Genomic DNA, 20958 nt, shown 5'->3' with positions numbered 1-20958 from the left:
CTGTAATAAAACCTCAAGTCTCTGTATTAAGTTATTAGTAGGGCTTGAACTCTGAAGCCCTACTACAAACCAGATAGTTAGAATTGTTTCTGCCCACCTACTTATTCCAATTACCAAGTGACTTGATGAATTGGAGTTATATGCTAGCTAGCAGCCGAAAATCCAGTGGAGGCAGAATACTTACCTTCTACAACAGTAGTAAAGATTTGGGTGGAGGTATTTTTCCCAAAAGCTTCAGATTGAGCTGTCGCTAGATTGCCCGTAACGTCAACATATTGCGTGTAAATCTTGTCAACGTCAAAGCGTTCCTTAACATTGAGTTTGGCATTGACATTTGAGTTGAGTCTGCCGAAAAAGATACCACCAACGACAGCAGAATTTTCAGCATTTTCCAAGTAATTCAGGTCAGAAATAATCATGGCTTTTTTCCTTGTTGTTTGTGATTAATTTGCTAGAAGCAACCTTTGGTTGTTCTGTATGAATTGGAGTTCTATGCTAGCTAGCAGCCGAAAATCCAGTGGACGCAGAATACTTACCTTCTACAACAGTAGTAAAGATTTGGGTGGAGGTATTTTTCCCAAAAGCTTCAGATTGAGCTGTCGCTAGATTGCCCTTAACGTCAACATATTGTGTGTAAATCTTGTCAACGTCAAAGCGTTCCTTAACATTGAGGTTGGCATAAACATTGGAGTTGAGTCTGCCGAAAAAGATACCACCAACTACAGCAGAAGTTTCAGCAGTTTCCAAGTAATTCAGGTCAGAAATAATCATGGCTTTTTTCCTTGTTGTTTGTGATTAATTTGCTAGAAGCAACCTTTGGTTGTTCTGTATGAATTGGAGTTCTATGCTAGCTAGCAGCCGAAAATCCAGTGGACGCAGAATACTTACCTTCTACAACAGTAGTAAAGATTTGGGTGGAGGTATTTTTCCCAAAAGCTTCAGATTGAGCTGTCGCTAGATTGCCCTTAACGTCAACATATTGTGTGTAAATCTTGTCAACGTCAAAGCGTTCCTTAACATTGAGGTTGGCATAAACATTGGAGTTGAGTTTGCCGAAAAAGATACCACCAACTACAGCAGAAGTTTCAGCAGTTTCCAAGTAATTCAGGTCGGAAATAATCATGGCTTTTTTCCTTGTTGTTTGTGATTAATTTGCTAGAAGCAACCTTTAGTTGTTCTGTATTTAATATAGCTAGGCTAATCAGACCTGTGTTGCCATTTTGGCAGATTAATTTTGACAGGCACTGAAAACGAAAAAGGGAGGCTACTCAATCAAATTGAGTAAGACTGGCATTGCCTAAACAGAGGGCTAACTGTATTAAAATCGATCGCAAAGAAGTATAAATCCACAATAGCTAAAATCGGGTTTCTGAGTATAAAGTAATTAATTTGGCTAAGGTTGCCATTTTGGCAGATTTATTGAAAGCGCGGATTTTCGAGACTCAAAAACCCGATCGCCCGCGGTGAGTCAACCAAAAAACAGGTACACCCAACGCCCGCAATCGGGTTGTCGGTCTATCGACTAAATTACTTACCCGCCCAATTAGACAAGCGCGTCTTAAATCCAGCAAAAAATCCTTGACTGGGAATTGGCAAACACTCAACCTTCTGCATCGCGAGATATTGCCCTTCCTTGACTTCAAGTCCAAAACCTCTGGTATCTGAGTGCAACTCGCTAAAAGCCTCAGTTACATAACCCCCTCCAACTCCGGCTCGTTTTTCCCTCACCACCTCCAGATGATCTAAATCAGCAATTTTGCCCAATGCAGACTTAGTTTCCGATTTACTCGACTTGCTGATTTGACTGTTTTCCTTAAGCAAGCGGTTGGAAGTACGGTAAGGGATATAGTCGAGAGGGTTGTAACCCGTGCACCGCAAAAGTAAAAAACAAGCCCAAGAATACTTTCCTGCCAGAATCGCTGAAATTATCTCATCCAATTGTTCGGGTTTGATTCCAACTTGGGAATGATTGGCAGAATGGTGGAATTGGGAAGTCATTATTTTATCCTGTTTTGTGTATAAAGAGTGACAAAGGACAACAACCACTTAACTAAGTTCTACAAACTCATGCCGCCCTTTTGTAGCTGCTTGAGAGGGTCAAGCAAAATGTCGGCTATGCTGCGCTGGCGAATGACAATTTCCGCAGTAGCTGTTTGGCCAGCTTTGAGTTTCCAGGTTTGATTTTTGGCTTTCACTGAGTCTCGATCGATACTCACTTCCACCCGGTAAAAAACACCCAATCGCTCGTCTGTTTTGGCATCGGGCGAAATAGATAAAACTTTTCCCGGAATGACGCCGTAATTTTGATAAGGAAAAGCATCGAATTTGACTTGCACCGGCATTCCGGTTTTGACAAATCCCGCTTCTCGGTTCGGCAAATTCACTTCCAGCACTAGCGGAGCCTGATTCGGAGTCATTTCTGCAATAGTTTGGCCCGGTTGAACTACTTCGCCAGTGTTGTGAATGTTGAGTGCGGAAATGACTCCGCTGACGGGTGCGTAGAGAAATCTTTGTTTGAGCTTATTTTTTGCTTGATCGAGCAGGGTTTGGGTTTCGGCAATTTTGGATTTGACTTGATTTAATTGCATTTCCAACTGCTGAATTTTTTGCTCTTTTTCTAACTGCGTTTGGCGCGCTGCGGCTTGTTTGCTGGCGGCTTCGGCTTGCAGTCGATCGACTTCTGCCAGTTGTTGGGCTAATTCACCTTGGGTTCTAGAAAGGGCGCTAGTTCGATCGCGCAAATTTTGCTCGACTTCAAACAACCTTTCCTTAACCCCAGTTGCATCAGACAGTTGACTCCTGAGCGCAGCACTTTGCCTATCGCGAACGGTTTGCTCGACTTCAAAGGCGCGATCGTCAGCCTGAGTAGTCTCCCCCAACTGGCTTCTAATCACCGCATTTTCGCTTTCTCGCAGAGCTTCCTCAGCTTGAAACAATACGTCTTTTGACAGTGCACCTTCATCTACCAAAGGTTTGAGACGCGCGATCCGCTCTTTGTGAGCCGCTACTTTTGCTTGCAATTGCACCAGCAATTCTTGAGTCTTGCGTTGCAATGGTTTCACCTGATCGCGCCGCCCTTGCTGCGAGTTAATATCTGTTTTCAGTTGCGAGAGCAAGTCTTGCACATTCTTTTCCAGAGGTTTGAGCTGTTGCTTGCGCGCTTGCTGAGACACTAAATCTGCTTGCAATTGCTCGATTTGAGACTGCGTGGTGGCCGCTGAAGCGCGAGCACGGGCGATCGCAGCTTCAGCCCCCCGCTGGTCTGCAGCAGCAATAGCTTGGCTCGCTTCAACTTCCAGTCGAGTTCTCTCGATCGAACTCATCTCTTGCATCAATTGAATCCGATAAGCGTCCAGAATTTTCTCAAGACGCTCCACCTCGCTCTGGGCATTCGCCGGGTCTAATTCAGCCAATAATTGTCCAGCTTTGATTTTTTGACCTTCTTTGATAGCGAGGTTAATAATTTTTCCCGTATCCGTCGGGTGAATTTTGTAAACAGCGCCTTTGGGAACTAATTTGCCCTGAGCATGACCAACCTCGTCAATTTTTCCCAAAGTTGCCCACGCTCCAAAAGCTACGGAAAAAACCATTCCTCCTAATATCAAACGCTGCGGAAAAGATACTGGTGGCTGGTCGAGTACCGAGTGCAAATAAGTAGACCAATTATTCGCATCAGGCTGCCGTAACTGTAATTTGGCAATATTGATACCGTCATGAGTTTGAGAAGAGCGATTTTTAGATTCGACAACTTCTAAAGATCGGTCTTTTTTTCTGGGTTCGTTTTCTTGCCTAGAAGCTACGCCTCCATAGACTTCACCTATTTCGTTAGGAGCGCGGCCTAATTCTTTCTCATCTTGTGAAAACATTGTATTTCCTCCAAATTAGTCTGTTGACTGTTGGCAGTTGGCAGTTGTTAGGAGCTATAAGTCAGGAATCCGAAGTCAGGAGTAAGTGAAAATTATCTTTAGTCTTGTGTAGGTTGCTAATGACTAATGACCAATGACTAATGACTAATGACTAATGACTAATAACTAATGACTAATGACTTAAAGATCGAGTTGTTGCTGAGCGAGGTGATAGTAAAGTCCGCGTTCAGCCATCAATTCCTCGTGGTTGCCTTGTTCGGCTAAAATGCCTTTGTCTAGAACCAAAATTCGATCGGCATTACGCACCGTAGACAACCGATGAGCGATAATAAACGCAGTGCGATCGCGACTAATGCGGGCGAGATTTTGCTGAAACCTGCGCTCAGATTCGGTATCCAGCGAAGAAGTTGCTTCATCCAAAACCAAAATCCGGGGATCTCCCAAAAGAGCGCGGGCGATCGCAATTCGTTGTCGCTGGCCCCCAGACAAACTCGTTCCCCTTTCCCCCACAGGAGTTTGATAACCCAGTGGCATATCTTGAATAAAAGCATGAGCTTCTGCTAGCTTCGCCACTTCTATCGCCTGTTCCAAGCTTGCAGAAGCCACATCGTTTCCGTTTTTATACAGCGTAATATTTTCCAAAATCGTTCCCGAAAACAAGAAACAATCTTGAGGAACAACACCCAACTGAACTCGCAGCGACTGCAAAGAAATGTGCCGAATATCGTGGCCGTCAATTGTCAGCCGCCCCTTTTCTGGATAATAGAAACCTTGCAACAGCTTCACCAAAGTGCTCTTACCGGAACCGCTGCGGCCGACAATTGCCACAGTTTCTCCAGCTTGCACCTCAAAGGAAAGATTTTGCAGCGTATTGCGTTCCTCATCCTGAGAATAACGGAAAGAAACATTGTCAAACTTGACGTTTCCCTGAAGGCGAGGCAGCACCAGCATTGGCTTGTAAGGGCTTTCTTCAGGTTGGGCAGAGAATACATCATCCAAACGCTCGATCGAAACGAGCACTTCTTGAAACTCATCCCAAAGTCCCACCACTGAAAGCACAGGAGAAATCACGCTCCCAATCATCATATTAAAAGCAACAAATTGACCGATTGTCAACTCGTCTTGAATCACCAGCATTGCCCCGTACCACAGCAAAGCCGTACTCCCCAAAGTATTAATCCCACCCCCAATCACCTGCAAAGAATTCGCCAACTTCTGCCCGCGAAATTTAGCATTAATCATGCAGGTTAATTGGTCTTCCCAGCGCCAGCGCATTTCTCGCTCAGCAGCAGTTGCCTTAACCGTCGCCACCCCAGTAATCATTTCCACCAAAGATGAATTTTGCTTGGCACTTTCGGTAAAAATCTCCCGGGACACTTTTCGCAGAAAGGGAGTTGCGACTAAAGTCAAAATCACGATCGGCGGAATCAAAGCCAGCACCAACAACGCCAGACGCCAGTTATAGTAAACCATCAGTCCGATGTAAACTACAGCCATCAAAGCATCCAACCAAGCCGTAATAGCTTGGCGAGTCAAAAATGCCTGAATTTTTTGATTTTCCTGAACCCGCGTCAAGATATCGCCCACCTGACGAGATTCAAAAAACTTGATCGGCAAACTGAGAGTGTGACTGATAAAGCCGCTAATTAAAGTCAGGTCAATGCGGTTCGACAAATAATCCAGCAAATACTGTCTCGTTGCACCCAACAGCGTTCGCCAAACACTAAACAGCAGCAGTCCGATCGCAAAAACGTGCAGAGTTACTATGCTTTTACTGACAACCACTTGGTCGAGAATTACTTGGGTAAATAGGGGAGTAACTAAACCAAATATTTGGAGCAACAAGGAGAGGAGCAGAATTTGGGCGATTCCAGCGCGGTAGGGCCAGACTATGCCAACAAAATCTTTAATTTTAATGCCTTGATGTTCGGCACTGTGATTGCGGTATAGTTCCGCTGTCGGGTCTAAAATTAGGGCGTACCCAGTCCAATTTTCGGTAAAATTTTTAATGCTCATCCACCGCTTGCCAGCCGCCGGATCGGCCACTAAAACCTGTTGATTTTTAAAGCGGTAAACTGCCACGTAGTGATTGCCTTGCCAGTGAGCGATCCAGGGATTTTGATTCCGCAACGGAGTTAAAGAAGCTCGCACGGGACGGGTTTGAAATCCCATCCTTTCCGCTGCTTTTGCCAGACTTTTGAGCGACGCGCCACTGCGGCCGATTTCTGCCAATTCCCGCAAGTAATTTAGGCTGAATTTTTTACCCCAATATTCGCTAATCATTGCTAAGCAAGTAGCTCCACAATCTGCTGAGCTCTGTTGTTGAATGAATGGGTGTCTGCTGCTCAACCAGCGCCGCTGCTTGGGTTTGGGAAAGCTGATGATTCCGGTTGCGGGTTTTTGCTGAGCAACTGCGGTTAATTTTGATGGCTCGGTTGGTGAGGTTGAGCTAGCATCTTGGGGCGGCGTTACTAAGCTTAAAATTGGAGGTTTGCGGATGATTTTAGGGCGGGAATTGCTTTCGGAACTAATTGTGGCGTTGGCGATTTGCCACTGTTCGCTGCTAAGCTGGTAAATTAGCAGGTCTGTTACCGCTATCCAGTCGCTCTTTACGTCTGAATGTTCCCACTTACTGCCGAGAATTGGGGGTGCTTGACCTTGAATTTGACCCCTGCGGAGCCAAAAATGATTGTTGGAGTTTTGGCAATGCTCAGCGAGGGAAACTCCGGCAGGAATTCGGCTTTCTTCTATGTAAGGAAGTAAGTGCGGCCACAGAAGCTGTTGTTGGTGGGGAGCGAGCGATCGCAAATCTGTTTGTGTTTTGAAAAATATTAACCGCTGTCGCTCTTGAAATTCTTGCTGCAAGTGCTGTTGCAGTTGCGGGAATTCCTCTAAAATAACCTGCAAGGTGGTGACCGCTATTCGACCGATTTGGCAAGTGCCAGCCGCAATTGCCCTGTAAGGCAGTCCGCTGTCAAGAAATAGGTTATCTGTCCCAAATATTGCTCCGACTTCCAGTACCACCGCCGAAATTTCCTGCTGTTGAGAGGCTTCTACCGCTAGTAGCCTGACTCTTCCCTCGCAAACTAAATAAAAATTGCGATCGCTCTGTTCTTTTTCAATGAAATTGTTGCTATCTGATGTTTGATATTGAGTGATTTCATCTCCGAGCTGAAACTCACAAATTTCACAGGCTGTATTTAATTTCGTCACTAATGTCGGTTCTGCACCGACTTCCTCGAAAAAATTCTGAATAGCCGGAAAATTTTCCAAGGCTTCTCTGGTTTTAAAAATGTGATTTTCAACCCCTAATTTTTTTTTCATAACTTACCCTGTTAAAAAAAAGAAACATTTTTTTTGAATTACAACTAACCCGGTTATGAGCAATTTTTATTGGTTTAGTTGCAACCTAGTTGGCTTAAAAACTGTTTGTCGATATGTCCGACGAATACCCCTTAGTTACGACATCCCTTCAACGCCTTTAGGATATATAAAATTGCGTTTTTTCAGGATTGTGTGGTGATTACGTAAGTGTGGTTTTGGTTGGCTCCCAGTTTAACTTACAGAATCGTGATTTTGGCTACCTGTAAGGGCAATCTTTACCGAATCTTTATAAATCTACCGTATTATTACGGCATAATTATGAAGATTCTGTGAAGCTGGGGAGGTCAATGTTCTGCCCGGTATACGTATATCTACGTAAAATTTTCCCTTCAGGATGCAAAAAACCATCAATTTTCGGCGCTTGTTTGTGAAGTCCAGGGCCCGATCGTGGTAAAGAAATATTGATTGCTGTTAGTTTGTAGCAGCAATTCAAGCAATTAATTTACCATCTAATCTGGCTATGTGACCCAGGCTAAAAGCAGCTCAATCCTGCTTGACATAAGGACTCAGAGGAATCTAATGTAGAGTCAATGAAACAAGAAGGGAAAACTCTAATCATATAATTGTTGTCCACACCCGTCCGCTTCATTTTTGGTCCGAGACTACGTTTGTAAGCCGATTCGCGATTGAGGGCATTGAGAGCAATGCGCCGGAGGAGAGAAAAATTATGGGGACTGTGGAAAGAGCGAATGCCGCAAGAATCTTCTGCAAAAGTACAATAAACCTGTCCAGTGAGCGTGGTTTTCCATCCCCGAATCTTTTTGGATAGCTCGACCTAAAAGTTGAGCATCACTGTGTAAACAAATCAGATAAAACTGAACTTCACGGCTAGCTTGATTCCAAAGATGACGCATCCGGACAACCATAACAACACTCTGAAGTCCTGCCCATAGTCGAGGCTGGTAAAGAACTACAATGGCAGCAACTGGAGCAGACCAGACTTGACGAATTTTCGTGCGATAATGTCTGTGAGTTGATATTTCTTAGTCCGCTCTATTATTGGGTATTTGAACTCTCCAAAATACTCCACTAAGCTCTGTTGAATAGCTCCAATGAATGCTACTTTTGTAGGCTTTTTCTGAGCAAGAAAACTTTTCTTGGTCTCGGCAGATTGAGTATCAAATCCTTCCGACATAAAACTTAATTTTTTGAGTGTTTCAACGGCCGTATTGGTGTTATCACACTTATCTTGCTCTGATGTCAAGTTCATATTATACCATGTCACTTATGCTGATATTGTTTGATTTGTCAAGTTCATACTATACCAAATTAGATGACCTTACCCTGGGTATGTAACGAATTAAAGTAAAGTGGAAAATTCTGCTGTTGATAACGGCCTTTCATTTGGGGGTGACTTCTGTGAGGGCCCCTACCCATCACTATCCCTACCCATCACTATGGGTCTAAACCCGGATTAAAAGTATCCGTTTCTCTGCTTAACGAATTTTGTGCGATCGCACTCAGTGTATTTGTTCTCCAAAAGCATGAAAGACTGTAGAATCCAACAACCAACTACTGCAAATGTCAGCGTCTCATCCGCCAACATCTTCTGTGCCACTGTCCCTGGAACAAGTGCTCAAAAATTTTTTTGGCTATGACTCTTTGAACTCGGGGCTGCAGGAAATTGTCGAAGCTGCTTTACAAAAACGGGATATGATGATTGTCATGCCGACGGGTAGTGGCAATTATTTGTATTTTCAATTACCGACACTGTTGAAACCGGGATTGATAGAAATATTATTAACAACCATATAAAGAGACCCTCAAGAATTAGGAGATGATTTTGTCAGATAAACAGCGCAGAGACGGGAGCATCTCAATGAAAGCAGCCAAGCTAGAAATTGGAGTTTTGAGGCTCTCTTGCTGCGAGGCTCTCTTGCTGCGAGGAAAGAGGAAGAAGGAAGGAGCCAGAAGAAGTGTTATTACAAATAGGAGATGCTCTCGCAGAGACTAGCAACATACTTAGAGGAATCCACAGGAATAAAATTAAGTGGAGGATAAGTTCGGAGGATATTAAAGAAAAAAAAGTATGTTTACATTTGGGGAAAGTATAGCCTAGAGTCCCATAGAAATCCCGAAATAAAAGCGTTTAAAATAAAAATAGCGGAATATTTAAAAATAGAAAAATTAACTACAGAACGATTACAGGTCGGGTTGGGGTAGGAGAGTGGATTTAGTTTAAGAGTCATCTGAAGAAAGAACAGGTGTAAAAAAGGCATCCGAAAAAATGTCAGAGGAGACAGAAGAAAGGGAATAGTTAATGTAATAAGAGGAGTGAGGTATTCAGATAAAAAAAGGTGGGTAGAATTTATCACTAAAGGTAATTCACATAATTTTTATTAAGTGCTAAAAGTTTTTCATAAAGAGCTACTTAATGAATGGGTATAAACAGGTAATCCAGCCTCACAAGTGGCTAAAAACAAAGCAAAAATAGTGAGTTTTTTTGATAATGCTAGTTTTCATAAGAAAGAAGACTACCTAAAAAAAATGAAACAGAAATGCGTGATTTTTGTTTATAATTTATTCCAAAATACAGCAGAGACTATAACTAAATTGAATTAGTATTGCCTTAGACCAAAGAATGTATTGCCCATAGGCTATTTACATCAATTGAAGAGCTAGATTATTTATGGAAGATCCTCTTAAAATAAGGACAATTAATAATTCAATGGGAGCGAAAAATCAAAAACAAGGGTAATGATCGTATCACACTTTAAATGTACAACAGCTTAGTTTCCAGCCTGACACCTTGTACTGTACAGAGCGACAGTGCTTTTTGAATTTAGGATAACCCTTCCTTTTCTCGCCTTTTTTACAGCGGCTATAGAAGCTAGATAGAGAAGCCCCAGCGCATTCGGCACTGGCTTGACGGGCGGCTGACTAGAGCTTTTTCGCGAAAGCGCTATGCAGGCAATATCTTTGCCGAGTACGTACAAGATGGCCTTACTAACATCTGCGTTGTCCATCCAAAATCTGACAGCTTTGTTTCTAATGAACTCGCCTGTTCGGATGGCTTCATCAAGTGCACAGTATTGGTCTCTCGTTCCATTTTTTAGCTTGGCTTCTCTTACTATCATGGTATGATTATATCAAACCTCAGCACTTTTTATTAAGGAAAGTCCTAGATAAAAGCCGCACTTAAGTGCGGGGCTTTAAACCCCATTTTTTGGTAAAAATTATCTAAAACCCTATGGGATCAAGGAGCAGTAAACCCCTCGCAGCAGCCGGCCCGACTCGTGAGCCGATCAAAATAGGTGTGTTGCATTCGCTGACGGGCACGATGTCCATCAGCGAAATTTCTGTTAAAGATGCGACGCTGTTGGCTGTTGAGGAAATTAATGTGGCAGGAGGGGTGCTCGGACGCCCCTTGGAAGCGGTTATAGAAGATGGAGCCAGCGATTTGCAAACTTTTGCTCAAAAAGCTAAGCAATTGCTCTTAGAAGCTCAGGTGGCGGTGGTATTTGGCTGTTGGACTTCGGCGAGCCGCAAAGCTGTACAGCCGGCTTTCGACCAGGGCAAAGGGTTGCTGTTCTATCCGGTGCAATATGAAGGGCTAGAACAGTGTGCGAATATTGTCTACACTGGTGCTGCCCCAAACCAACAGATTGTGCCTGGGGTGAATTACTTGCTGGCACAGGGGAAGCGGAAAATTTTCCTGTTGGGTTCGGATTATCTCTTTCCCCGCACGGCAAATCGGATTGTGAAAGCTCAACTGGCTGCACAGGGGGGAGAGTTAGCGGGGGAAGTGTATCTGCCGCTGGGATCGAGGGAAGTGGGCGAGGCGATCGCACATATCTTAGCAGTGAAACCAGATGCTATTCTCAACACTCTCAACGGGGACAGCAATGTGGCTTTTTTCCAAAAGTTGCGGGAAGCTGGCGTGAAACCCGATGATTTGCCAGTGATGTCGGTCAGCGTAGCAGAAGAAGAAGTGCGGGCGATCGGGCCGTCCAATATTGCCGGACATTTGGTGGTGTGGAACTATTTTCAAACGGTGGATACACCGGAAAATCGTAAATTTGTCAAGGCTTATAAAGCCCGATACGGGGAAAATCGAGTCACCGATGACCCCATCGAAGCGGCTTATTTGGGCGTTTACCTGTGGAAGCAAGCAGTAGAAAAAGCTGGTTCGACAGATGTGGTTAAAGTCAGGGCTGCTGCTAAAAATATTGAGTTTGCAGCGCCATCGGGCAAGGTAAAAATAGATGCCCAAACGCAGCATACCTGGAAAACAGTACGGATTGGTAAGGTGAGGTTGGACGGTCAAATTGAGGAAATTTGGAATTCCGGCGCACCGGTGCAGCCAGATCCTTTTCTCAAAGGCTATCCTTGGGCGGCGGCACTGGCTACGAGGGGAATTGCTCTGGGAACTCGGGCGTCTTTGAGCGGGCTGTTTGTCATCTTGGTACTGATAACTTGGATGGCGGTAGGAGTCGGGTGGATGGGTTCTGTGGAGATGAAGAACTATTTGCTGACAATAGAGGCTGCCTCAGATCCGGCGGCGGGGGTTCCCGAGGCAGCCATGGCGGTGCTGGTGCAGCAAACTCTCTGGGTGGCGAGCCGCACTCAGCACTGGCTGATGGGGGCTTTGGGTTTGAGTTTGATCGCCGGGATAGTGGCTTTTGTGTCGGTGTCGGCAATTATTCGGAATCTCGGCTTGCTGCGGGAAACTGCCGAACAGATGGCGAGCGGTGATTTGACGGCTCGCTCGCCTGTGGTTTCTAATGACGCGATCGGGGTGCTATCTTCTACTCTCAATACAATGGCTCAGCAAATTAGCAGTTTGCTTAACGGTTTGGAAGTGCGGCAGCGGCAGCTAGAGGAACGATCGCGCGAATTGGAAGTTGCTAAGAACGCTGCCGAAGCTGCTAACCGGGCGAAAAGCACTTTTTTGGCAAATATGACTCACGAGTTGCGGACGCCCTTGAATGCGATTATTGGGTACAGCGAGCTGCTGCAAGAAGAGGCTCTGGAACTCGGCGAAGAAGAGTTTGTGATGGATTTGGCAAGCATTAATATGGCAGGCAAGCAGTTGCTCACCATTATTAGTGACATCCTGGATATTTCTAAAATTGAAGCAGGAAAGGTGACTCTTTTTTTAGAGACTTTTGAGGTGTGGAATTTGATCGAGGAGGTTGTGACTACTGTTCAACCCCAGCTAGGGAAAAATGGCAATACTTTGATGGTCAATTGCGATCGCAATATTGGCACGATATACTCCGATTTGTCAAAGCTGCGGCAAGCGCTGTTGAATTTGGTGACCAATGCTGCTAAGTTTACCGATCAAGGCAAAATTACGATTAATGTTTGGAAAGAAGAAGGGGAGGTTTTGCCGCTCGACAATTCCGAAGAACTCTCGGCAGCTTTTTCTGGGTGTCAACAGCCTGCGATCGTCTTTCAAGTAACCGATACCGGCATCGGCATGACTGAGGATCAGGTGTCGAGGCTGTTCGCAGCTTTCGCTCAAGCGGACGATTCTACTACCCGCAAATACGGCGGCACCGGTTTGGGGCTGACAATTAGCCGGAAGTTTTGCCAGATGATGGGCGGCGACATTACGGTTGATAGCGAGTTTGGCTGCGGTTCTAGTTTTACGATCCGGTTGCCGATTGCGGTTACAAGCCCGAAAGAAGCGCAGGACGATCGAGAAACCGCAGAAATGCAGCCGAAGTCTTCCGACGACGATTTAGAAACGAGTGCAGAATCGACTGAAGCGAAGCAAAAAGCAGTACGATCGCAAGCGCTGGAGCTGCCCAATGCTGCTACTGTCCTAGTGATTGACGACGATCCGGACGCGCGGGATTTGATGACCCGCTGCTTGTCGAAACAGGGATTTCGGGTGCGATCGTCGGCTAGCGGTCAAGGGGGGCTGATGTTGGCTAAGAATTTGCTGCCGGACGCGATTATTCTGGACGTGATGATGCCAAGTATGGACGGCTGGGCGGTGCTGTCGGCGTTGAAAGCCGATCGAGATTTGGTTGATATTCCAGTGATTATGATAACTTTTTTGGACGACCAAAATCAGGGTTTGGAATTGGGAGCGGCGGAGTATGTGAGGAAGCCTGTGGATTACAAGCGCTTTGCTGCTTTATTGAGCAAATATCAGGGTCTGGGGAAGTAGTTATTAGTCATATCTATTCTGCTTGCACGAGCAAGATATTGTTGACTGTTGACTGTTGACTAAAATTATGATTTCGGAACAACTGACTGTTTAGACATTTAAACAATACCGATGCAACCGCAAACGATATCAGTAGTCATTAGCCCTTGAACTGTCAAATGTGAAATATCAACTGTTAAATGTTGTGAATTATTAAGAGTTATAGCAACCGCGAAGACGCTGAGGACGTTATTAATTGTTGAAATTATTGCTGGGATAGTTTTCTGCCGAAGGTCTTCTGCTAGAACTGTTACCACTTACCAAAAATATTTTAATATTTAATCGCTCTCCTGCCAACATATCGGACACTCTTGTTGTAACTAAAAAGTGAGATTTTGTGGATTGAGTAGTTCGCTTTGCCAGCGAACTCAAGTTCTTTGGCTAACCTGTGACCGCATTAGGAATAGAGATTTGTAGCGCTTTTTCGCTCGTGCTTTTCATGACCCAGTTGATGTATTTAACAATGGCGAAAAGATTGTTGGCGTTGCTGAGTCACGGTATGAAAATAGATAAGTTGGAAATTCCGAAGATGTTCTGACGCGCTTGTTTCATTTTTTGCAGATTGAGTCGTTCATACCATAAATCAGGAACGCCACTCAGGCGTTAGTTGGGGCATTGTTCCAGTGAAGGTAGGTTACGAGGGTTGATCGCCTGCATCACTGGCCACAGTTGCATCAGGTGCTACCGATTCTAGCTCCGGTGGCAGATGATTGGTCATGAAGGAACTCCAATGAGGTATCCCACCTGAATCAAATTCCATCTGCAAAATTGACGCATTCGGTACTGGAAATCCTCGCGAAAATCCCAAAAGCCGATTCATCGCAACGGCATCAATTAACTTTGGGTTAGCCAACATCTGCCACAGCATTGCTTTGATAAAAAATCCATGTGAAAAGACAACTACAAAACCGGATTGTTGTTGTAACTGGTTTATGAAAGTTCGGACTCGTTCCATCAGTTGGACCAAGGATTCGGCGTTGGTTCCATCGACATATTCAGGGTCGCAGCGATCCCAGTAAGCTTTGCTCAGAGGTTTGCGATCCAGGATTGTGGTTGGTTGGTCGAACTGTAGACCCAGATAGGTAAATTCCTGAACTTGCCAAACCTCAACGGGTGTATGTGGAAATTTTTCAATCAATGGTTGAGCAGTGAGTTGTGTTCTTAGATAAGGTGAAGTCACAATCAAGTCGGGAGTTTGTTTAACGGCGGTTGGAATACATCTTGATTGTCGATCGCCCAATTCACTTAAGGCGTTTTCATGGGGTCCAATAGTTGCCAACCCTGCATTGGATTGACTTTGACCATGACGAATAATCCAAATAGACACGGTTTGATATTCCCTCTCATTTAGGGTAAAAATCACTTCTAGGGCGTTGATGAATCACGGGATGAAAATAGATAACTGGGAAATTCCGAAAATGTTCTGAAGCGCGGGAGCATCTCTTATTTGTAAAAACACTTCTTCTGGCTCCATCCTTCTTCCTCCTTCCTTCTTACTCTTTCCTCCTGGCTCCTAACTCCAATTTTGGGCTTGGCTGCTTTCCTTGAGATGCCCCCTGAAGCGCTTGTTTCATTTTTTGCAGATTGAGTTGTTCATACCATAAATCCGCAACGCCGACTATTAAAATTGGCAGGTTTAAATAAATCACTTGAGACGATTCAATTGCTCGATCCGGTTCCTCAATAACTTGTATAAAAAGTTTAATCAGTCATTAGTTAACAGCGAAAAACTAATAACTAATGACTAATGACTAATTAATCTAAGAAGCCCATTAATGCCGAGCTATCGTCAATTTCGTTTGAGGCAATAGGGCGGTTTCCTCCCATTGTGGAGTAAACTTCATCAATGTGCAGAGTGCTGATGCCAATAGGGCGGGCACCGGACATACTGAACATTTCGCTGACTTGCATGGCGCTGGAACCGATCGGGCGATTGCCGAGTGTAGCAACCACTTCAAAGTCGCTGGATTCGACCGGGCGATTGCCTACAATGCCGTAGGTTTCGCTGATGTGCAGGGTGCTAGTGCCGATCGGGCGCTCCCCCGATATCGAGACGATCTCGCTGATGGTAAAATCGTCTGGCCCCACGGGGCGGTTGTCATGCAGGTGTGGCGGCTGATAAAGTTGAATTCCTGTTGCTTTGGCATCCGTGGGTTCTGTCGGTTGGCTTTTGGAACCTCCTTTGCCGCGGCGGGCGATCGCTTTGCCTTTGCCTGTACCTGTGCTCCTCGTATCCATAATTCTTTTCCTCGTTTATTGCTGTTGATTGCTGGGTTCGGACAACTGCTTTTGTGGGCTTTCTGCTTTCTATTTCGGCCGATGATTAAAATAATATTACAAAGTCTAACTATTTTTTTAACGAAATTGCAGAATCTCTGCATTTTTGTTAAGATTTATGGGTAATAGCTACATTTTCCTATGGTAACTGCGGCAGCATCTTTTCAATTGCAAGCGCCCTTCCAGCCCACAGGCGACCAACCGCTAGCGATCGAGCAACTTGTCAAAGGCATCGAAGCCGGGGATCGATTTCAAACCTTACTCGGCGCTACAGGTACGGGCAAAACCTTCTCCATTGCCTCGGTGATTGAAAAAGTTGGCAGACCCACCTTAGTCCTAGCACACAACAAAACCCTGGCAGCTCAACTGTGCAACGAACTGCGAAATTTTTTCCCGAACAATGCAGTCGAATACTTTGTCAGTTATTACGACTACTACCAACCTGAAGCATACATTGCCGTCACCGATACTTTCATTGAGAAAACAGCAGCAATTAACGACGAGATCGATATGTTGCGACACTCAGCCACGCGATCGCTCTTTGAACGTCGTGACGTGATTGTAGTTGCTTCAATTAGCTGCATCTACGGTTTGGGAATGCCCGCAGAATACCTGAAAGCGGCTATTCCTTTGCGAGTAGGAATGGAAGTCAACCAGCGGCAAGTTTTGCGCGATTTAGTCAACGTTCAATACAGCCGCAACGATATAGATTTAGGCAGAGGGAAATTTCGCGTCAAAGGCGATGTTTTGGAAATTGGCCCCGCTTACGAAGATAGAATTATTCGCGTTGAATTCTTCGGCGACGAAATTGATGCCATTCGCTACGTTGACCCCGTAACAGGTAAAATCCTGCAAAGTTCAACGGCTTTAAATATTTATCCAGCGCGCCACTTTGTCACGGCAGAAGATAAATTAGAGGCAGCTTGCCAAGGGATAGAACTCGAATTAGAAGACCGACTGGCAGAATTTGAAAAAGAGGGGAAACTGTTAGAAGCTCAGCGGTTGGAACAGCGCACGCGCTACGATTTGGAAATGCTGCGCGAGGTAGGTTACTGCAACGGAGTCGAGAATTATTCGCGGCATTTAGCAGGGAGAAATGCGGGGGAACCGCCAGAATGTTTGATTGATTATTTCCCGAAAGATTGGATGTTGGTGATAGATGAATCTCACGTCACCGTGCCGCAAATTCGGGGAATGTACAACGGCGACCAAGCGCGCAAAAAAGTATTGATCGAACACGGTTTCCGCTTGCCTAGCGCGGCAGATAACCGCCCTTTAAAAGCCGAGGAATTCTGGGCGAAAGAGAATCAATGTATCTTTGTTTCTGCTACGCCTGGGGATTGGGAAATGGAAATATCCGAAGGCAGAGTTGCCGAGCAAGTAATTCGCCCTACCGGAGTAATAGATCCGACAATTTTCGTGCGCCCGACGGAAGGACAAATTGATGATTTGTTGGGGGAAATCAAGGAGAGAGTAAGTCGGGACGAGCGAGTGTTGGTGACGACTTTAACGAAGCGGATGGCGGAAGATTTAACCGAATATTTGCAGGAGAGGGCGATTAAAGTCCGGTATTTGCACTCGGAAATTCAGTCGATTCAACGCATCGAAATTATCCAAGATTTGCAGGATGGTAAGTTTGATGTATTGATTGGTGTTAACTTGCTGCGGGAAGGTTTGGATTTGCCGGAAGTTTCGCTGGTGGTAATTTTGGATGCGGATAAAGAGGGGTTTTTGCGATCGGGACGTTCGTTGATTCAAACGATTGGAAGGGCGGCGCGGCACGTTCAGGGACAGGCTATTTTGTACGCGGATAATTTGACGGATAGTATGGTTAAGGCGATCGACGAAACGGACCGCCGCCGGGGGATTCAGCTAGCGTACAATAAGATGCACGGAATTACGCCGCAGCCGATCGCCAAAAAGCGATCGAGTAATGCGATTTTGGCGTTTTTGGACGTGTCGCGCAAGCTGAATTCTCAGCAGTTGGAGGAGGTTTACGAACAGGTGAACGAGTTATCTTTGGATGAGATTCCTCAGTTAATCGGGCGGTTGGAAGCGCAGATGAAGGCGGCGGCTAAGAAGTTGGAGTTTGAGGAGGCGGGTAAATTGCGCGATCGGATTAAGCATTTGCGGGATAAGCTATTGGGACATTAAGGAAGAGTGGGAGGATAGGATGTTCGATCGCATTACCTTCGATCCAAAAATTATGGGAGGAAGAGCTTGCATTCGAGGAATGCGAATTACTGTTTCTTTGGTAGTGAGTTTAGTAGCAAATGGGATGAGTGTAGAGGAAATTTTGGCAGCTTATCCTTATTTGGAAGCTGAGGATATCAAAGCTAGTCTCCAGTATCAACTCTCAACCTCAATGCTATGAATGCACCCACTCGTTTAGAGTTTCCCATTGCTAAGGCGCAATATCTCTTTAGCAGTGCCACGGAAGCAGGAGTAGGCGGAGATAAGCAGAAATTCTGGCGGGAGGTGATGGGGTTTGAGTCACCGGAGGAGATTCGAGACGCAATTATAGCCCAAATCTCGCTAGAATTGTTACAGCCAGCCGGACAGAATGACTATGGAGAACGCTACCAAGCTATTATTTTAGTTACAGGGCGATCGGGGGTATCTTGGCAAATACGTACAGGCTGGATTGTTTTATCTGGTGAAGATATTGCTAGATTTGTTACCGCATTTCCTCAACGCTTTGGGAGACAGCAATGAGCAAATTTCAGTTATTGGACGCAGTGACTTTAACCGAAGCAGTCCCCCTCGCTGATGGCGAGATTGCACCGCCACAAACAGCCGGGACAATTGTTGAGGTTTTCAAGAAGGGTGAAGCTTATTTAGTAGAATTATTTGGGGGATGGGTGAAAGCAGAAGTTGGCGGGGATTTTGTGCCGGCAACTCAGGATGAACCGGGCGCATTTATGGAAACGATTGGTGTTGAAACAGTTTATCCGCATCAGTTGCAATTAGTAAAATCTGCCGATGAAATGATGGGGATTCGAGAGCATTTACTGTCGGTTTTAAATAATTTACCTGACGAGTTAGTGGCTGAAGTCTGCGATTTTGCGGAGTTTTTGCAGGAAAAACAGCAAAAAGTGCGATCGTATTAAGCATTTAGGTGAAGTGCGATCGCCCTTTACCATTATCCTATTTTTTGGATGGGAAGGGCGATCGCACTTTTGATGAATTTACCTACATCCCTATTTAATATTCCTTTTCAAAAGAGTCTTCAATCGAAAGACCATCTGGCGAAAAAGGATCTACTCGTTGTCGCAGTTCACGGTTCTCATCCTCCAATGAATCTATCTTGTGTTGTAGTTCAAGCTTTTCATCTTCTGAGTTATCTAACTTTTCTTGGAGTTCAAGCTTTTCATCTTCTGAGTCATCTAACTTTTGTTGCAGTTCAAGCTTTTCATTGCATTTTTGTTCATTCTCAATTTGAAGCAATTCGATAGTTTTGTCCTTTGCTTCAATTTTTTCAAGCAGAATTCGGTTCAAGTTTGCTTGAGTAGAGAGTGCTATTTCAAGTAGCTCACTAAGTGGTCTGTTTTCAGCAATTTGGATGTTAGCCATTAGCTTCTTTGACTAAGTGTTGGGTGGATTGATACTCACAATTACAACAAGTAGATTAGATACAGCTAAGCCAGCCAGTAAGCTGACTGGCTGCTGTCTAAGCTATTTTGTTCTCAGTTAATTTCCTGGTTGGGAGAGTGCTGAGCAATCCACCCGCGAATCTTGTCATTAGCCATACCTTTGAAGTATGGTCTGTCTTTTATACCTTGACGCTCGGCTAGGTTCAAGGCGATCGCAACAAGCCGAGGCTCTGGCTGTGTATGCCTTTGACTATCTTGATGGAGCTGATAAACCAGATAAGCTAGTTCCAAACCACGAGGATGCTTAGACAGCTTGTCTAGTAGCGAAAGCGGATTTTGTGTTACCATGTTTGTAAATGTCTAAAGAACAAGAGAATCTTTCAAGTGACCTGATGCACACCAGCGCAGCCACTGTAAGATTCGGCATTGCGAAAAATACAAAACATTAGAGAGTCCTTACACCTGAGAAGTGTTGAGACTTAGCGTCCTTGCACCTGAGAAGTGTTGAGGACGCTTTTGTTTTGTCTTCTATTTTAGAACTTTAACACCTGTGATCTGAATTTGCAAGGTTTCGTGCCGAAGTCAGTATAAAAATTAAGTGCGTGGTTAGGGTATTTTCTTCTTAAGGTATTTTATTAAAATAACTTATAATTTGTTACAATATAAATATATAACCAGGCTTACGCATTAAGTGCGTATCAGATAAGTATTAAGTGCATATGCTAAGATGCACTGGATGCACTACTCATGCACCTAAAACATATGTCGATCAATAAAAATCACCAAGATGATGGGAAAGACTCGGATGAGTGGACTTCTTCGGAAAAGGACTTATCTCAACAGCCCCCTCAATCTGCAAATAAAAATTCTAAAAAAGACTTACCGCCTTTGCCAGTCGTCCATTCAGACCTCGACGAGTACGGCTTAGACCCCTACGAGTTCAGACTCTATGCCCATGTGGTTCGCAGGACAGGGGGAAAACTCACAGGTGAGTGTTTCGCTAAATTGAAGAAAACAGCAGAAATCTGTCATATGAGCGTCAGAAAAGCCCAATATGCCCTAAAAACCCTCTTAGATGCAGGTTTATTGCTGAAGGAACAGCGGAGGGGACGTACTGACGTGTACAAACTAACTCCCAAAAGCAACTGGAAGCCAAAAGAAGAACTCAAGCAGATTCGACAGAAAGCCAAAGAGTCTAAAGTTGAGGACTCAGAAGAAGAGTAAAATGCAAACAAGCTAAACCGTAGTACGGGCGTCCCGCCCGTACATCATCTGCGGTTAAAATATTCGTAGGATAAATTAAGAGTTAGGCGCGATCGCCCTTAACACCCTTAGTTTAGGGGTAATAATTAGGGGTAAATGTGAGGGGATAAATTAAGAGTTAGGTGCGATCGCCCAAAACACCACCCAAACCAACTACTTGCTGAATACCGCAGCATCCGTACTGCTAGCAAAAGCCGGACGAATAAATTCCTCCTTCTCTTCCAGCGTGATGTAACCCTTATCTACAGCTAGCTGCATCACTTCCTGAAGAAAACCTCTGAGCACATCTAATACTTGAGTGCGATCAAATTAAAAATGCTTTTCCTAGCCAGTGGTAAGTTGGGCGAAGTGAAACCTAGGGTTCGTTACCTCAACCCAACCTACTAATACCAAATCCGGGTTAAATTTCCCCTCT

The 20958-nt window shown here is 44.8% G+C and carries 19 protein-coding genes; 7 read left to right on the top strand and 12 right to left on the bottom strand.

The annotated features are described in order from the left end of the window. Nucleotides 1–143 precede the first annotated feature (143 nt). The 7 genes from QUA77_RS02480 to QUA77_RS02450 all read right to left on the bottom strand — a co-directional run bounded on the left by QUA77_RS02480 (nt 144) and on the right by QUA77_RS02450 (nt 8460). Complete coding sequence (locus QUA77_RS02480; RefSeq protein WP_333449150.1) at nt 144–419, bottom strand: hypothetical protein; 276 nt, start codon at nt 417–419, stop codon at nt 144–146. Nucleotides 420–495: 76 nt separating this feature from the next. Further along, a complete protein-coding gene (locus QUA77_RS02475; RefSeq protein ID WP_333449149.1) occupies nt 496–771 on the bottom strand; it encodes a hypothetical protein in 276 nt (91 codons plus the stop codon). 76 nt (nt 772–847) lie between these two features. Beyond that, on the bottom strand, nt 848–1123 hold the full coding sequence (locus QUA77_RS02470; protein WP_333037892.1) for a hypothetical protein: 276 nt from the start codon (nt 1121–1123) through the stop codon (nt 848–850). A gap of 404 nt (nt 1124–1527) precedes the next feature. After that, nucleotides 1528–1998 (bottom strand): HetP family heterocyst commitment protein, encoded by a 471-nt coding sequence (locus QUA77_RS02465; RefSeq protein ID WP_333064312.1) that lies wholly within the window; start codon nt 1996–1998, stop codon nt 1528–1530. A gap of 59 nt (nt 1999–2057) precedes the next feature. Beyond that, on the bottom strand, nt 2058–3866 hold the full coding sequence (locus QUA77_RS02460) for an HlyD family efflux transporter periplasmic adaptor subunit (RefSeq protein WP_333449148.1): 1809 nt from the start codon (nt 3864–3866) through the stop codon (nt 2058–2060). Between the two features lie 180 nt (nt 3867–4046). Next, nucleotides 4047–7190, bottom strand: a complete 3144-nt coding sequence (locus tag QUA77_RS02455; protein WP_333449147.1) for a peptidase domain-containing ABC transporter — start codon at nt 7188–7190, stop codon at nt 4047–4049. Between the two features lie 970 nt (nt 7191–8160). Further along, nucleotides 8161–8460, bottom strand: coding sequence for a hypothetical protein (locus tag QUA77_RS02450; RefSeq protein WP_333037898.1), 300 nt, complete (start codon nt 8458–8460; stop codon nt 8161–8163). A 311-nt stretch (nt 8461–8771) separates the two neighbouring features. On the opposite strand from QUA77_RS02450, the gene QUA77_RS02445 reads away from it, so the two are divergent. Together QUA77_RS02445 and urtA are read left to right on the top strand one after the other, a co-directional pair. Beyond that, complete coding sequence (locus QUA77_RS02445; RefSeq protein ID WP_333037901.1) at nt 8772–9005, top strand: hypothetical protein; 234 nt, start codon at nt 8772–8774, stop codon at nt 9003–9005. A gap of 1435 nt (nt 9006–10440) precedes the next feature. After that, nucleotides 10441–13371 (top strand): urea ABC transporter substrate-binding protein, encoded by a 2931-nt coding sequence (urtA, locus tag QUA77_RS02440; RefSeq protein WP_333449146.1) that lies wholly within the window; start codon nt 10441–10443, stop codon nt 13369–13371. Between the two features lie 673 nt (nt 13372–14044). Here the strand turns inward: urtA and QUA77_RS02435 are convergent. Both QUA77_RS02435 and QUA77_RS02430 read right to left on the bottom strand, forming a co-directional pair. After that, a complete protein-coding gene (locus QUA77_RS02435) occupies nt 14045–14737 on the bottom strand; it encodes a histidine phosphatase family protein (protein WP_333037903.1) in 693 nt (230 codons plus the stop codon). Nucleotides 14738–15165: 428 nt separating this feature from the next. After that, nucleotides 15166–15648, bottom strand: a complete 483-nt coding sequence (locus QUA77_RS02430) for a hypothetical protein (protein ID WP_333037907.1) — start codon at nt 15646–15648, stop codon at nt 15166–15168. A 180-nt stretch (nt 15649–15828) separates the two neighbouring features. On the opposite strand from QUA77_RS02430, the gene uvrB reads away from it, so the two are divergent. Genes uvrB through QUA77_RS02410 form a run of 4 tightly spaced genes read left to right on the top strand, consistent with a single transcriptional unit; the run spans nt 15829 to nt 18797 of the window. After that, on the top strand, nt 15829–17841 hold the full coding sequence (gene uvrB, locus QUA77_RS02425; protein WP_333391429.1) for an excinuclease ABC subunit UvrB: 2013 nt from the start codon (nt 15829–15831) through the stop codon (nt 17839–17841). 19 nt (nt 17842–17860) lie between these two features. Next, complete coding sequence (locus tag QUA77_RS02420) at nt 17861–18061, top strand: DUF433 domain-containing protein (protein WP_333449145.1); 201 nt, start codon at nt 17861–17863, stop codon at nt 18059–18061. Then, nucleotides 18058–18402, top strand: a complete 345-nt coding sequence (locus tag QUA77_RS02415) for a DUF6883 domain-containing protein (RefSeq protein ID WP_333449144.1) — start codon at nt 18058–18060, stop codon at nt 18400–18402. The genes QUA77_RS02420 and QUA77_RS02415 overlap by 4 nt, the downstream gene beginning before the upstream one ends. Continuing rightward, entirely contained in the window at nt 18399–18797 is a 399-nt protein-coding gene (locus tag QUA77_RS02410; RefSeq protein WP_333449143.1) for a DUF2281 domain-containing protein, read from the top strand. Before QUA77_RS02415 ends, QUA77_RS02410 begins: the two co-directional genes overlap by 4 nt. Before the next feature lie 94 nt (nt 18798–18891). On the opposite strand, the gene QUA77_RS02405 is transcribed toward QUA77_RS02410, so the two are convergent. After that, nucleotides 18892–19260: a hypothetical protein gene (locus tag QUA77_RS02405; RefSeq protein ID WP_333449142.1), complete on the bottom strand. Its 369-nt coding sequence runs from the start codon at nt 19258–19260 to the stop codon at nt 18892–18894. A 113-nt stretch (nt 19261–19373) separates the two neighbouring features. Then, a complete protein-coding gene (locus QUA77_RS02400) occupies nt 19374–19628 on the bottom strand; it encodes a hypothetical protein (protein ID WP_333449141.1) in 255 nt (84 codons plus the stop codon). Nucleotides 19629–20042: 414 nt separating this feature from the next. On the opposite strand from QUA77_RS02400, the gene QUA77_RS02395 reads away from it, so the two are divergent. Further along, nucleotides 20043–20504: a helix-turn-helix domain-containing protein gene (locus tag QUA77_RS02395; protein WP_333449140.1), complete on the top strand. Its 462-nt coding sequence runs from the start codon at nt 20043–20045 to the stop codon at nt 20502–20504. 192 nt (nt 20505–20696) lie between these two features. On the opposite strand, the gene QUA77_RS02390 is transcribed toward QUA77_RS02395, so the two are convergent. Further along, a complete protein-coding gene (locus QUA77_RS02390; protein WP_333449139.1) occupies nt 20697–20828 on the bottom strand; it encodes a hypothetical protein in 132 nt (43 codons plus the stop codon). Nucleotides 20829–20958 lie beyond the last annotated feature (130 nt).

It is taken from the genome of Microcoleus sp. K5-D4 (assembly GCF_036704575.1).
In the GTDB taxonomy this organism is placed as follows: domain Bacteria; phylum Cyanobacteriota; class Cyanobacteriia; order Cyanobacteriales; family Microcoleaceae; genus Microcoleus.
Note: the sequence above shows the minus strand (reverse complement) of the source record. Positions and strands in the feature narration are given on the sequence as shown.

Excerpts from the sequence above, each read along its gene's own strand:
- QUA77_RS02450 (WP_333037898.1), bottom strand. The coding sequence starts at position 8,460 with ATGAACTTGACATCAGAGCAAGATAAGTGTGATAACACCAATACGGCC.
- QUA77_RS02415 (WP_333449144.1), top strand. The coding sequence starts at position 18,058 with ATGAATGCACCCACTCGTTTAGAGTTTCCCATTGCTAAGGCGCAATAT.
- urtA (WP_333449146.1), top strand. The coding sequence starts at position 10,441 with ATGGGATCAAGGAGCAGTAAACCCCTCGCAGCAGCCGGCCCGACTCGT.
- QUA77_RS02480 (WP_333449150.1), bottom strand. The coding sequence starts at position 419 with ATGATTATTTCTGACCTGAATTACTTGGAAAATGCTGAAAATTCTGCT.
- QUA77_RS02460 (WP_333449148.1), bottom strand. The coding sequence starts at position 3,866 with ATGTTTTCACAAGATGAGAAAGAATTAGGCCGCGCTCCTAACGAAATA.
- QUA77_RS02405 (WP_333449142.1), bottom strand. The coding sequence starts at position 19,260 with ATGGCTAACATCCAAATTGCTGAAAACAGACCACTTAGTGAGCTACTT.
- QUA77_RS02475 (WP_333449149.1), bottom strand. The coding sequence starts at position 771 with ATGATTATTTCTGACCTGAATTACTTGGAAACTGCTGAAACTTCTGCT.
- QUA77_RS02430 (WP_333037907.1), bottom strand. The coding sequence starts at position 15,648 with ATGGATACGAGGAGCACAGGTACAGGCAAAGGCAAAGCGATCGCCCGC.
- QUA77_RS02470 (WP_333037892.1), bottom strand. The coding sequence starts at position 1,123 with ATGATTATTTCCGACCTGAATTACTTGGAAACTGCTGAAACTTCTGCT.
- QUA77_RS02410 (WP_333449143.1), top strand. The coding sequence starts at position 18,399 with ATGAGCAAATTTCAGTTATTGGACGCAGTGACTTTAACCGAAGCAGTC.
- QUA77_RS02455 (WP_333449147.1), bottom strand. The coding sequence starts at position 7,190 with ATGAAAAAAAAATTAGGGGTTGAAAATCACATTTTTAAAACCAGAGAA.
- QUA77_RS02420 (WP_333449145.1), top strand. The coding sequence starts at position 17,861 with ATGTTCGATCGCATTACCTTCGATCCAAAAATTATGGGAGGAAGAGCT.
- uvrB (WP_333391429.1), top strand. The coding sequence starts at position 15,829 with ATGGTAACTGCGGCAGCATCTTTTCAATTGCAAGCGCCCTTCCAGCCC.
- QUA77_RS02465 (WP_333064312.1), bottom strand. The coding sequence starts at position 1,998 with ATGACTTCCCAATTCCACCATTCTGCCAATCATTCCCAAGTTGGAATC.
- QUA77_RS02395 (WP_333449140.1), top strand. The coding sequence starts at position 20,043 with ATGTCGATCAATAAAAATCACCAAGATGATGGGAAAGACTCGGATGAG.
- QUA77_RS02400 (WP_333449141.1), bottom strand. The coding sequence starts at position 19,628 with ATGGTAACACAAAATCCGCTTTCGCTACTAGACAAGCTGTCTAAGCAT.
- QUA77_RS02445 (WP_333037901.1), top strand. The coding sequence starts at position 8,772 with ATGTCAGCGTCTCATCCGCCAACATCTTCTGTGCCACTGTCCCTGGAA.